12 protein-coding genes are annotated in these 12,843 nt (G+C 50.8%); 2 read left to right on the top strand and 10 right to left on the bottom strand.

Annotated elements, in window-relative coordinates:
* Position 1 precedes the first annotated feature (1 nt).
* A complete protein-coding gene (locus ACYSNS_RS09460) occupies positions 2–931 on the top strand; it encodes an ACP S-malonyltransferase (RefSeq protein ID WP_461722910.1) in 930 nt (309 codons plus the stop codon).
* Between the two features lie 81 nt (positions 932–1,012).
* Here the strand turns inward: ACYSNS_RS09460 and ACYSNS_RS09455 are convergent, their stop codons facing one another.
* From ACYSNS_RS09455 to ACYSNS_RS09410, 10 genes are all read right to left on the bottom strand, one after another.
* Positions 1,013–2,314, bottom strand: coding sequence for an MFS transporter (locus ACYSNS_RS09455; protein ID WP_461722909.1), 1,302 nt, complete (start codon positions 2,312–2,314; stop codon positions 1,013–1,015).
* Positions 2,315–2,338: 24 nt separating this feature from the next.
* Positions 2,339–2,971, bottom strand: a complete 633-nt coding sequence (otnC, locus tag ACYSNS_RS09450; protein ID WP_461722908.1) for a 3-oxo-tetronate 4-phosphate decarboxylase — start codon at positions 2,969–2,971, stop codon at positions 2,339–2,341.
* 29 nt (positions 2,972–3,000) lie between these two features.
* A complete protein-coding gene (gene denD / locus ACYSNS_RS09445) occupies positions 3,001–3,966 on the bottom strand; it encodes a D-erythronate dehydrogenase (RefSeq protein WP_461722907.1) in 966 nt (321 codons plus the stop codon).
* A 1-nt stretch (position 3,967) separates the two neighbouring features.
* A complete protein-coding gene (locus tag ACYSNS_RS09440; RefSeq protein WP_461722906.1) occupies positions 3,968–4,756 on the bottom strand; it encodes a DeoR/GlpR family DNA-binding transcription regulator in 789 nt (262 codons plus the stop codon).
* Between the two features lie 2 nt (positions 4,757–4,758).
* Complete coding sequence (gene otnI, locus ACYSNS_RS09435) at positions 4,759–5,538, bottom strand: 2-oxo-tetronate isomerase (RefSeq protein ID WP_461722905.1); 780 nt, start codon at positions 5,536–5,538, stop codon at positions 4,759–4,761.
* 4 nt (positions 5,539–5,542) lie between these two features.
* Positions 5,543–6,811 (bottom strand): 3-oxo-tetronate kinase, encoded by a 1,269-nt coding sequence (gene otnK, locus ACYSNS_RS09430; protein WP_461722904.1) that lies wholly within the window; start codon positions 6,809–6,811, stop codon positions 5,543–5,545.
* 1 nt (position 6,812) lies between these two features.
* A complete protein-coding gene (ltnD, locus tag ACYSNS_RS09425) occupies positions 6,813–7,712 on the bottom strand; it encodes an L-threonate dehydrogenase (protein ID WP_461722903.1) in 900 nt (299 codons plus the stop codon).
* Between the two features lie 421 nt (positions 7,713–8,133).
* Positions 8,134–9,498 (bottom strand): sensor histidine kinase, encoded by a 1,365-nt coding sequence (locus ACYSNS_RS09420; RefSeq protein WP_461722902.1) that lies wholly within the window; start codon positions 9,496–9,498, stop codon positions 8,134–8,136.
* Positions 9,495–10,607, bottom strand: coding sequence for an ABC transporter substrate-binding protein (locus ACYSNS_RS09415; protein WP_461722901.1), 1,113 nt, complete (start codon positions 10,605–10,607; stop codon positions 9,495–9,497). Before ACYSNS_RS09415 ends, ACYSNS_RS09420 begins: the two co-directional genes overlap by 4 nt.
* Positions 10,591–11,271, bottom strand: coding sequence for a response regulator transcription factor (locus ACYSNS_RS09410; protein ID WP_461722900.1), 681 nt, complete (start codon positions 11,269–11,271; stop codon positions 10,591–10,593). Before ACYSNS_RS09410 ends, ACYSNS_RS09415 begins: the two co-directional genes overlap by 17 nt.
* A gap of 277 nt (positions 11,272–11,548) precedes the next feature.
* On the opposite strand from ACYSNS_RS09410, the gene ACYSNS_RS09405 reads away from it, so the two are divergent.
* On the top strand, positions 11,549–12,643 hold the full coding sequence (locus ACYSNS_RS09405) for an ABC transporter substrate-binding protein (RefSeq protein WP_461722899.1): 1,095 nt from the start codon (positions 11,549–11,551) through the stop codon (positions 12,641–12,643).
* Positions 12,644–12,843 lie beyond the last annotated feature (200 nt).

Genomic DNA, 12,843 nt, shown 5'->3' with positions numbered 1-12,843 from the left:
CATGCTGGCTTTGTTATGCGGCGGACAAGGAAGGTTGGAAAGCGGATCGTTTGATCTTGTTGCAAAGGCTAATGATCCAATATCCATAGTGGCTCCGGCAAAGCATGTCTTGTCAGAGGATCCCCTTACACTTTTTCACCGACTGCCACCTGCCACTGTGGCACAAAACCAATATAACCAGTTTTTCTCGGTACTATTGTCTCTCGCCCATTATGGATTGATCAAAGATGTCCTACCCGAGCAATTTGCCGTTGCGGGTTACAGTGTCGGCGAGGTTGCAGCATTTTGTCTTGGTGGAATTTGGACCACACAACAGACGCTGCAAATTACATGGGAACGCGCGAGGCTGATGTCATCCTCGTGCCAGCTTCCATGCCAGCTCGCCTTTAGCATGGGTTTGCCTTTGAAGGCCGTTGAAACGGTTTCATCAAAATATGCATTTTCCCTCGCAATTCGAAATCCTGACGATTTCTTTGTTTTAGGTGGGCCCGTCGAACATGTCGGCAGTCTGTGTTCTGAGCTGAAAGAACTTGGCGCCAAACGAGCAGAGCCACTTACCGTTTTTATTCCCTCGCACACCCACTACCTTTCTTCTGCGGTAGCCCCGTTTCAACGCTACATTTCGGCTGTTGCCGCCACGCCATTAAACGATGATCGTATTCTGTTTAGCGGCCTTGATGGAATGCGCATCTATTCTTCAATTGAGGGCATAACGAAACTGAGCAAAGCCATTGCTGCGCCGCTTGATTGGCAATCGACCCTTTTATCTCTTTGCGAACAAGGCGTGACCCATGTTCTTGATCTTGGGCCGGGTAATGCACTTGCCCATATGATCAAGGCAAATTATCCGCATATTGCGGCTTATGCAGTTACCGATTTCCAAAGCATAGACGGACTTAGGAAATGGGTTGGTGGCGTAGCAACGGCTTGAACCACAGGTACAGCCGACACAATCCTGAAACAGAAAGAGCGGCCCGAAGGCCGCCCGTCATGTCTTATTGGTAAGACTGTTTTACCGGTTAACCTTGCTTGCCGGAATGGCCAGAACAATGGCTGCACCCAACACAAGGAAACCCGCCAACACATACATGCCGATTTCCGACGAATGTGTCAGGTCGCGTAATGTGCCGATCATGTAAGGGCTGACAAAGCCCGCGAGATTGGCGATAGAGTTGATAATGGCAATACCGGCAGCTGCTGCGGCTCCACTGAGAATTGCGGTTGGCAACGACCAGAAAAGCGGTGCGCAGGCAAGCACGCCGGCGGCAGCCATCGACAGGAAGATGATGGAAACAGTGGTGCTTGTTGCCGAAGCTGCAACAATGAAACCAACTGCACCTAGGAGTGCGGGGACCACAAGGTGCCAACGACGTTCGCGATGCTTGTCGGCACTACGCGAAAAGATAATCATAGCGATAATCGCACAAATGAACGGAATAGCGCCAAGGAACCCGATCGTCAGATTGCTTGTCACGCCTGAAGCCTTGATGAGGGTCGGCATCCAAAGGGTCAACCCATACTGGCCCATGACAAAGCAGAAGTAGATCAGCGTCATCACCCAGACCATAGGATTTTTCAAAAGGCCGAAGAACGAATGATGGGCGTCTTTTCCTTCTGAATCGGCAGCGATATCTCGCATGACCAAAGCTTTTTCTTCATCATTGAGCCACTTTGCACCCTTCACGCTATTATCGAGATAGAGAAGAACAACGACACCAAGGACAACAGCCGGAATAGCTTCAAGCACGAACATCCACTGCCAACCATGCCAACCCGCGGTTGAATGGAAACGATCCATGATCCAACCCGATAAAGGATTGCCGAAAATACCCGCAGCAGGGCTGCCTGCCTGAAAAATCGCAAACATCTTGCCACGGCGATGTGACGGAAACCAATAGGTTAGATAAAGAATGACGCCCGGGTAGAAACCTGCTTCGGCAACACCCAAGAGGAAGCGGAGAATATAGAACTGCCAGTCTGTCTGCACAAAGGCGAAAAGCCCCGACAAAAGCCCCCACGTGATCATGATACGGGCAATCCACATACGGGCGCCGACACGGTGAAGCAGCATATTGCTTGGAACTTCAAAAAAGAAATAGCCGATAAAGAACAGTCCGGCACCCAAACCGTAAACCGTTTCGCTGAAGCCAAGATCGTCGGCCATCTGTAATTTAGCGAAACCAACATTAACGCGGTCAAGATAGGCTACGATGTAGCAGATCATCAAAATAGGAACGATGCGTATAGCAATCTTCCTATAGGTGAAATCTTCCCTTGCCTTGTCCATCCCGCCCGTTTGTAGATCGGTATTCATAGATAGCCCTCCCTCGAGCTGTTCTTATTTGAAAGTTGTCAACAGATCATCGATCTGTGCAGCGGTCAGTTGCCGCGCCGGTTCATTTTTCAGCATAAGTGCAAGCCGTGCCGATTCTTCCAATTCTTCAGCTGCATAAACCGCATCAAGAAGCGTCTTTCCCGAAACCACCGGCCCATGATTGGCGAGCAACATGGCCGATGCTGTCTTTGCCTCTTCGTGGATATCATTTTCCATGGCACTATCGCCTGGCCGGTAATAACGCACGATCGGAAGACGTCGCCCGATACGCATGACGAAGTAAGGTGTCAGCGGCGCTATCGGCATGTCGTTTTTGCCGTTTTCAAGGCAGCTGACCGCAGTCGCATAGGTCGAATGCAGGTGAACAACAGCTCCTGCCTGCGGACGCGCTGTCAGCACGGCGCGATGCATGAATACTTCTTTCGAAGGCTTGTCGCCTGAAATGTGGTTCCAATCCTTATCAAGCTTGCTAAGGCTCTCAGCCCTTAGGCGTCCTAGGGAAGAATTGGTCGGTGTCATGAGATAACCGTCCTCAAGCCTGACCGATATATTGCCTGCACTGCCAACGCTGAACCCTCTTTGAAAGAGGCTTGCACCAAGCTCGACAAGCAATAGGCGAAGTTCCTGCTCTGTCATTTTTTTATCCTGATTGTCTTTGCTATGCTTTATGATTTTGTGACGAATTCATCACGATACTGGCAGACGATGCTGTCAAAATCTGCATCGCTGGTGAAGCCCAGGGAAAGCGGTCTGGACACATCGAAATCGCCCGGCCATGAACATACAATGTCGATAACACGCTGTTCCGGCACTTCGCTGACCAAAGCCCGAACGTCTTTTCCGGCGACCTTTTCCAGACTATCGAGCATTTGCGCAACGCTGACGCAGAGGCCCGGCAGGTTCAGCACGCGGTTGATGCCAAGCTTTTGGGCGCTAACGGTCAGTGCATGTGCGAGATTTTTGACAACCGTATTGGGGGATGAAAGCCACATGCGGGTTGCAGGAGGAACCGGATTGTTGGACGCGATACCTGATAATGGCTCGCGGATAATGCCGCTTGCAAAAGAAGATGCGGCAGAATTTGGCTTTCCAGGACGGACCACAATGGTTGGCAAGCGGCATACTCGGCCATCGACAAATCCACGACGGCTATAGTCGCCAACCAGAATTTCGCCTATTGCTTTTTCAGCGCCGTAGGATGACTGCGGCAGCAATGCCAGATCCTCCGGGACGGTATCCGGCATAACACCGCCAAACACGGCCAATGATGAGGTAAATACGAAAATCGGCTTGTCTTCGGTATGGCGTGCAGCTTCCAAAAGCGCTCTTGTACCGTCGACATTGACACGCATTCCGACATCGAATTCCGCTTCCGACTGGCCGCTTAATACCGCAGCCATGTGATAGACCGCAACGGTACCCTTGGTGATGACCTGGCGGGCAAACTCGCCATTGGCAATATCACCCGTCATGGAGATAACACGCGGATCTTTAATCGGGCATTCGGCCAGGTCGACCGAGATAATCTGATCAAATGCCGGATAGTTTTCTGTCCCTTGTGCTGCCAGAAGTGTACTGATCAGGCGGCTGCCAAGGAAGCCCGCACCACCGGTTACGACGATCTTATTCATTTTATGATCCTTCTATGGAATTTTCAGCGTAATCAACGAGATGAAGCTCGACACCACGCTGCGTAATGGCATCCTGCGCGTTTTGCGGTAGCGCTTTATCGGTAATAACTGCCGTCAATGTATCAAGCGGAATGGCATTGAAAGTACCGACACGGCCATATTTGCTGCTATCGGTCACCAGAATTTTTCTCGATGAACTTTCAACAACCGCGCGTTTGACTGGAATTTTGTTTTCCTGGGGCGTGGAGATTCCCCGCGGCCCAAAGGAAGATGTCGAGATAAAAGAAAGGTCGAAATTGAAATGCCGAATGCCGACACCGGCTGACGTGCCCACGCAAGACTGGTTTTCCCGCTCGACCTCTCCACCGGTATGGAAAAGCCTGCAATCGCTTTCCTGACTAAGAAAAGCTGCAATAACAAAGTCATTGGTAACAACCGTCAAATCGGGAACTGTCGTCAAGTGATGTGCTATCTCGAGAATGGTTGTACCGGCATCCAGATAGACAATCGATCCCGGCTTGACCATGCTGGCAGCAAACCGGCCAAGCGCGGCTTTTTGCTGGTGGGCGAGAGCGCGTTTGGCCAAATGCGAAGGTTCGCTGGAAATTCTTTCCGGAAGCTGGATGCCACCGGCAACAGATAAAGCGCGCCCCTGATCTTCCAAAGCACGAATATCGCGGCGAACCGTCATCTGCGATACATTCAAAATATCGGCAATCTCGGCGATAGACAAAACGCCGCGTTCCGACAATCTTTGGATAATCAGCGCCTGCCTTTCTGCCGGTATCATGGTCAGTTTTTCCTGTAAGGTGCAAACCAACCCAAGCCGTCTTCGGTTTTACCGCGCGGGTTATACTCGCAACCGATAAATCCTTCATAACCGGCATTATCCAGCGCCGCAAAAAGATGCGGAAAGTTTAATTCTCCCTCGTCAGGCTCATGGCGATCCGGCACGGATGCCACCTGAACATGGGCGAATTTGCCGGCCATTTTATCGGTCAGACGGGTCAGGTCGCCGTCCATGATCTGGGCGTGATAGAGATCATATTGTACCGATACATTGGGGCGGCCTACACGCTCCAGAAGCTCTACCGCATCGAGCTGATGATTGATGAAATATCCGGGCATGTTGCGGGTATTGATAGGCTCCACCAAAATCGTAATGCCATGCGGTGCCGCCTTATCGGCTGCATAACGGAAATTCTCGATAAAACTCTGTTCGCATGCAGCACGATCAAGCCCGTCCACAAGACCGGACATGGCATGAAGCAGTTTGCAATCAAGGGCTACGGCGTATTCAATCGCTTTATCGACATTGGCACGAAATTCCTGCTCGCGCCCCGGAATGGCAGCCATGCCGCGCTCGCCAGCATCCCAATTTCCCGGAGGCATATTGAACAATGCCTGCTTTAACTGATGTTTTTCCAATTCTGCAGCCAGCACTTCCGGCGCATAGTCGTAAGGAAACAAAAACTCGACCGCTTCAAAGCCTGCTTTGGCCGCCAGACCAAAACGCTCAATAAACGGTACTTCTGTAAACATCATAGAAAGGTTGGCAGCAAAACGTGGCATCGCATCAATTCCCTTTACTTGTCGAGATTGTCTGAGCGGCAAAAAAGAAGTCTTCCTTGCCGAAATTTCCTGATTTCAGTGCGAATGACAGTGGCTTCCCGATACCCCGCACCCATGGCACGCCGGGCGCAATCTGCGGGCCGATGGCAAAACCATCAATAGCAAGCGCCTGTGTGACAGAGCCGGACGTCTCACCACCAGCCACGATGAAGCGGGTAAAGCCGCGCGCTTCCAAAGTCTGGGCGAGGTTGGCAAACAATGCTTCAATGGCTGCACTGGCTTCTTGCGCACCAAAACGGTTTTGGGTCGCTTTCAAATCATCCGGTGACATTGTTGCATAAACCATGGGTGCATATTCATCACCCTGATGGGCGATAACCCAATCAGCAACTTCTTTAAAATAAGTGCCATCATCCATAGCACGTGCAACATCAATACTACAGGCGGCAGCCTTTTTCTTGTATTCGGCAACTTGCGCATTGGTCATTTGTGAACACGAGCCGGATATCACAACGGTCGCGCCTTCAACCGGTGCACCGGCAGATTCTGCCTTTGCGACATCACCACGTAAATCTGTCCAAGCGCGCGCCATACCATCTGCCAGACCGGAACCACCGGTGACAAGCTTCATGTCCGAGACAGCCTGCCCCAATATCTCGATATGGCTTTCATTAAGCGCGTCAAGGACTGCGTAATCAACCCCTGCAGCCCTTAGATCCTGCAGCGCCTGTCTGACGGCTTCAACGCCTCTATCAATAATGGTCGCGCAAATATTGCCTGCACGGCCGCGCGATTGTGCTTCCATCACGCGCATAATATTGCTGTCGGTCATCGGGGTGACAGGATGGTCGCGCATACCGGACTCGCTCAATGGCACGCCGTTGACGAAAAGATAGCCATGATAAATCGTGCGTCCATTGACGGGCAAAACCGGACAAATCACCGTAAAATCTTCATTCAGCGCATCAAGCAAGGCGTCGGTTACCGGCCCGATATTACCCTTTGCGGTACTATCAAATGTCGAGCAATATTTAAAAAAGAACTGTTCACAATTGCGCGCTTGCAACCAGTCAAGTGCTGCAAGGCTTTCAGAAATAGCTTTTTCAGGTGCGCAAGAACGGCTTTTTAAACTGATCACCACCGCATCGGCATCTGTCGCCAGGTCTTTAGGCGGAACACCATTGAGTTGCACAGTGCGCAGACCATTGCTGACCAGAAATCCCGCAATATCGGTTGCGCCGGTAAAATCATCGGCAATAACACCAAGCCGCATATCAGGCACTCCTATCGGGCAATTGAATGCCTGCAAATGTTTTTATCACCGCCGCATCATCCTGTTTGCCAAAACCGGCATTGGATGCATTGGCGAACATGGTATAGGCCGTACTGGCCAAAGGGAGCGGAAAATTCAATGCCAGTGCAGTCTCTGTTACAAGACGTAAATCCTTGACGAAAATATCCACGGCGGATTTCGGCGTATAATCACCATCAACCACATGCTTCATCCGGTTTTCAAACATCCAGCTATTGCCAGCCGCATGGGTGACAACATCATACATGACATCGAGAGGAATATTGGAGCGGGCGGCAAGTGCCATCGCTTCTGCGCCGGCTGCAATGTGAACACCTGCAAGCAGCTGATGAATAATCTTCACTGTCGAGCCTAAACCGATCTCTTCACCAATGTTGTAGACCTTGCCCGCAACGGCTTCCAGAACAGGTGCCAATTTGGCAAAAGCCACATCGGAACCAGACGCCATGACCGTGATATCACCGGCATCGGCTTTCACCGCACCACCAGAAACCGGCGCATCAAGAACCAGCAGGCCATTTTGTGTCAGCAGACCGGCGATCTCTTTTGCATCCGTAGCGGAAATCGTTGATGACACCATGATGGCGGCACCCGGCTTCATGCGACTGGCAAAACCATTTTCGCCAAACAACACCGCTTTACATTGTGCAGCATTGACCACCAAAATGAGCAAAGCATCGAGATTTTCAACTTCATCACAGGTGGGGCCAGCACCAATCGCACCTGCATCAACCAGCGAGCGGCATTTTGCTGCATCAAGATCCACACCATAGGTATGAAGACCGGCAGCAATGCACGAACGTGCAGCGCCCATTCCCATAGAACCTAAACCCACAACACAGACGCTATAATTCTCAGGCATCAAAGCCTCCCTGCTATTTCCTGTGGTTAGGCTATCGACTCCCCAATCACTTTGCAACAGATTTTAACAAATTATAACATAATTGATCTTAATCATGTTATTTTTTGATAAATTGCAGCGAATTGCCTCCTTGATCGTCGCGCTTTCCCATACAACTTGATAGTCATGACAATGTCGCTTTTTGCGCGCGCCTGAGTAACAAGCGTCATCAGCGGGCGCTTTTTTGCAATGTGACCCAATGGGCAATGCAGCAGCATGGTGAAGGCGTTGCGCAAAATGATGCCAGAAAAAAGCTGCCATCTATCCCGTTGCACAAAGTGGCTTTTGTCAGAAGAAAGGCTTTCAATACTTTAGGGTCAGGACCTATTGATTTGTCGCGCTATCTTATTCGATTGCTGTTTCACATCAATCGGGAACCACTCTAGTTGATAGGCAGACGGACTTCGACACGCAGACCTTTTCCATCGGCTGCATCAGAAAGGTCAAGCACACCGCCATGTGCTTCGGCCACCTGTTTTGCAATCGGCAGTCCCAGACCCGACCCCACGGATTGCCCCGCATTGCGCCCCCGCTGAAACCGCTGTAAAACAAGGTCGCGTTCTGTTTCATCAATACCGGGGCCATGATCGATAATATTGATGCATAGCCATTGACCTTCCCGCATGGTGGCCATGACCACATCCAAATCAGAATAGCGCAGCGCATTGTCAATCAGGTTTCGCAGCATCTCGCGCAAAGCTATCCGGTCACCCTTGATGCGGAGATTGCGGGTTTGCGCATCCATACGAACGCGAACCCTTTGTGTTTCATCGGGATTTAAACGATTGATCACATCATCGACCAATATATCGATATCGACATCGCTTTCCTGCTTTTGTTCAAGACGATGGGCGATGGTCGCATCCATCAATAATTGGGAGACGAGTTGGCTTGCCTGTATGGCGCTCCGTTCAATTTTCAACAATCGTTCCTGGCGTTTGCGGTCGTCGGTTTCATGGACGGCAACTTCCACCTGTGATCGCAATGACGCCAGCGGCGTGCGTATTTGATGGGCCGCATCTGCCACCAGATCACGCATACGCCCCGAAGCAGCAAGCAACCGCGCCATAAACAGATTCAAAGCAATAACCAGCGCATTGATTTCATTCGGTGCCGGACTTTCCAGCGGCGACAAATCGGACGGATCGCGCCGATGCAATTCGTTTTCCAGTTTTTTCAAGGGCGAAAAGGTCAAGCCGATACCAAGCCAGATGACAATCAGTGCTATCACCATCAAAGCCGCGATAGCGATGATCTCATTATGCATGATGCTTTTTTGCAAAATATATTGCTCCAGCCGGGTTTGCGCCACGCGGATTGTTACCCAGCCGGTTGCATCATTGAAGGCCACAAGCCTTCCCACCGTTACAATTCGGATGGGTTCATCATGGTAGCTGATCGTGTCGAAACGCCCATTGGCCGCCTCCGCCAAAGGCAGACCCGCATCGAGGTCCCGGTATCCCGTAACGTAGCTACCGTCGGCATGGCGGACAACATAGAACGTCCGGTCATCACCCGAAAACATGGAAAAGGCCGCACTCGGCACTTCCACCACCACCCGCCCATCTTCCGTTTGGACCGCATTGGCAATCGTGCGTGCCGATGCAAGAAGGAGCCTGTCATAAGCACTTTCCGTCGCTCTCTCGACACTTTTCTGCATAAAGATAAGCAGGGCAATGCCTGTGGTAAAAAGCAACAAAAATGCTATGAGTGACACGCGGCGGCGGAGCGAGAAATGCCGTTTCACGGTCGTTGTCCAATCGTGCGCGGTACGTCATCTTTTTCCTCGCGGTCACCAATAATATCAAGCCAGACGCGCAGGAATTGCGCCCTTTTTTGATGATCATAAGCAACAAGCAATGTCGGCGTCATGGCAATAGGCTGAAAGGCTCCTTGGCCCATTTTCATGATGGATTGTTGCGTGAAGCGGCCTGACACCTCTGGCATAATGGCCCCAAATCCGGTTTCACCGGCAGCGATCTCCTGTCCTTGGCGCGACAAGAGAAAATCAACAAAACGCTTGGCAGCCTCCGGCTGACGGGATGTACGCGGGATGATGGCGGAACGTGCCAGCACAAGCGTATAATCGTCGGGAACAATCACCACAAGATCCGGATTTCTGAGGGCTCGTGCAAAAGCGTAGGAACCAAGCAGATTATAGGCAATGGCAATATCGCCGCTTTCAAGCGCGCTCAGCACTTCCGGCGATGATGCGCTCAATTGCGCCTTGACCGCCGCAAAGGCATTAGTAAGCCGCCAGAAATTCGACGATATAAGCTCGTCATGGGTTGCCATCACATAGCCTACACCGGAAGTTGCTATATTGTAGGTACCGACTTTATGCATAAAGCGCTGTTTTTGCCCTTCCAAAAGCTTTGCCAGTTGCAAGTGCGTGTGCGGTGCCTCGTCGGCGGCCATCAACCGCCGGTTATAAACAATAACGGCTGGCTCAAATGTGAAACCGAACACTTCATCCCGCCAATGCGCCCAATCAGGCAGACCTTCGAGATAAGGGGAAGCATAGGCGAGCGCGTAACCGTCATTTGCCATTTTCATCTGTAAATCCACAGCGGATGAAATAATCAGATCGGCTTTCGGATTGAGATCGTCATGGATGACACCGTTGAAAACCGCACCGCTTTCAAGCTCCTCATAACGGACAGCAATACCCGGATTAAGCTTTTGGAATGCGCGGATGAAGGAGGAAAAAAGCGGGCCGTCTGTTGTACCGTAAATATGCAGCGTAGAAGATGGTGTATTCGATGCCGGATAGATATCAACCGATGCAAAAGCGCTTTGCAGAAAGCTGAAAAATGCCCCCGTGATGAACATGAAACGGCTACACAACATGGTCATGTCGCTCCTGAACCCGATAGCCGACGCCGCGCAGGGTGAGAATTTCGATATCCGACTTTTCGAGCTTTCGCCGCAGGCGTGAAATATACACTTCTAAAGCGTTGAACGAGACATCGTCATCTATATCGAATAATCGTTCCATCAGCAGATCTTTCGATACGGCTTTGTTGAGATTGTGCATGAGTATTTCAAGCAGCTTATATTCGCGCCGGTTATATTCCATCTCCTGTCCGGCAACGACCAATTGATGGGCAGCCATATCGATACTGGTGTTGCCAATGGTCACAACACTGCTGGTGATGCCGCCAACCCGACGGATTGCCGCCCGCAAACGTGCTTCAAGCTCGCGGAAATCAAAGGGTTTAACAAGGTAATCATCGGCACCAAGATCAAACAGACTAACCTTGTCATCAATTTCAGACCGCGCTGTTATGACGACAATGGGCAGGCTGAAACCAGAACTGCGCAGACTTTTGATGATGTCGAAACCGCTTTTATTCGGCAACATAAGGTCAAGCACCAAAGCGTCGAAATTGTGCGACCGAATGGTGACAAGGACATCGTCGCCATCTTGTACCCAGATGATTGCATGGCCAAGCTGACGAAGGCGTGCCTCAATGGCTTCGCCCAGATCATCATTGTCTTCAACAAGCAGTATGTGCACGATAAATCCATCCTCCCGGCACCGACAAAGATAGCGCATGGTGGCTTCCCAAAGCCCGCCTTACGCCCCTCTATGCCTCCCAGCCTCATAGTCTCCAGCTGTTATAGAGGCATAAGAAAAACGACATGTCAAAGCCGAGTTTCATGACAGCTTCCTGTCAGCTTTCTATGTCATAGTAGCAAAATGGCGTTTGCAAAACTCTTTGGAGGAGGAGAGCAGACCCGACATAGAGCAGTGTCGCAACGACATTGTTTGCTTCATTGGAGGAGGAAACCAAATGAAATTTTTGTCGATGATGACAGGCATGACTGTTGCCGCATCCGTTATGCTTGCAACCTTGCCGGCTCAGGCACAGGACATCCCCGAAGGTTATCCGGCCGATTACGCCGAACTTATTGCAAAAGCCAAACAGGAAGGGCGTCTTTCGCTTTATTCTGCAACCGATGAAGAATTGGCCAAGGGCCTGCTCGACGCTTTTACAAAAAAATACGGCATCAAGATCGACTTTACCGATATGGGCACCAACAATGCCTATAGCCGTACCGTCGCTGAAGCAGAGGCCAACCAGACCGGCGGTGATGTGGTCTGGAGTTCGGCAATGGACTTACAGCTGAAACTGGCCACCGACGGCTATGCTGAAACCTACCAATCGCCAGAGATCAAGAACCTGCCATCTTGGGCCAACTATAAAAACATGGTTTATGCCACCACGGTGGAGCCAATTGGCGTGATCTATAATACCAAGGCGTTTCCTGAAGGCACTTTTCCCAAAACGCGTGCAGATCTTGTCAAATATGTCCAAGAACATACCGATACACTTAAAAATAAAATGGCCACCTTCGACCCTGAAAAAAGCGGCATTGGCTTTTTGATGCAGACCAATGATGCGCGTAATAGCGATAGTTTTTGGGATTTGGCCAAGGCTATGGGCGCGGCAAAGGTCAAAACCTATGCAGCAACCGGCACCATGCGTGAAACAGTCGTTTCGGGTGAAAATGTTATGGCCATCAATGTTATCGGCTCTTATGCACTTGATTGGGTGAAAAATACACCAAATCTCGGCGTGGCTTTCGGTACAGACTATACCGCCGCCTTCTCACGGCCCGCAGTTATTCCGCGTGGCGCACCGCACCCGAATGCAGCGCGTCTCTTTCTCGATTTCATGTTGTCGAAAGAAGGCCAGACAGCGCTTGCACAACACGGCCTGCCATCCGTTCGCACCGACCTTGATGGTGATCTGGATCTGGATTCACTCAACGAGATGGTGGGCGGAAACCTCAAGCCGATTGCTCTTGATGACGCGCTTCTCGACTATCTCAAGCCGCAAAACCGCATCAAGTTTTTCCGCGAATGGAATAAGGCGATCAAGTAGTTCTTTCCTGCTGCATTTGAAAAGGGTGATGGGAATGTCCCCTTTTCATTTCACTCGACCTTCCCGTTCAAAATAAAGCAGATGATGCCTTGTCCGGCCTGCAATCAATACGGGTTTGTTTTCAGCACCTTGTGGCTGCATTGAGCAGAAAAATCACTGCATGTTGGCTTGCGGATTTACCCCCTTCATCTGTTTTTACC

Source organism: Bartonella sp. LJL80 (assembly GCF_054871565.1).
This window is presented reverse-complemented; position numbering and strand designations above follow the sequence as displayed.

Coding starts and splice junctions, on each gene's coding strand:
- ACYSNS_RS09460 (WP_461722910.1), top strand. CDS start 2: ATGCTGGCTTTGTTATGCGGCGGACAAGGAAGGTTGGAAAGCGGATCG.
- ACYSNS_RS09455 (WP_461722909.1), bottom strand. CDS start 2,314: ATGAATACCGATCTACAAACGGGCGGGATGGACAAGGCAAGGGAAGAT.
- otnC (WP_461722908.1), bottom strand. CDS start 2,971: ATGACAGAGCAGGAACTTCGCCTATTGCTTGTCGAGCTTGGTGCAAGC.
- denD (WP_461722907.1), bottom strand. CDS start 3,966: ATGAATAAGATCGTCGTAACCGGTGGTGCGGGCTTCCTTGGCAGCCGC.
- ACYSNS_RS09440 (WP_461722906.1), bottom strand. CDS start 4,756: ATGATACCGGCAGAAAGGCAGGCGCTGATTATCCAAAGATTGTCGGAA.
- otnI (WP_461722905.1), bottom strand. CDS start 5,538: ATGCCACGTTTTGCTGCCAACCTTTCTATGATGTTTACAGAAGTACCG.
- otnK (WP_461722904.1), bottom strand. CDS start 6,811: ATGCGGCTTGGTGTTATTGCCGATGATTTTACCGGCGCAACCGATATT.
- ltnD (WP_461722903.1), bottom strand. CDS start 7,712: ATGCCTGAGAATTATAGCGTCTGTGTTGTGGGTTTAGGTTCTATGGGA.
- ACYSNS_RS09415 (WP_461722901.1), bottom strand. CDS start 10,607: ATGACCATGTTGTGTAGCCGTTTCATGTTCATCACGGGGGCATTTTTC.
- ACYSNS_RS09405 (WP_461722899.1), top strand. CDS start 11,549: ATGAAATTTTTGTCGATGATGACAGGCATGACTGTTGCCGCATCCGTT.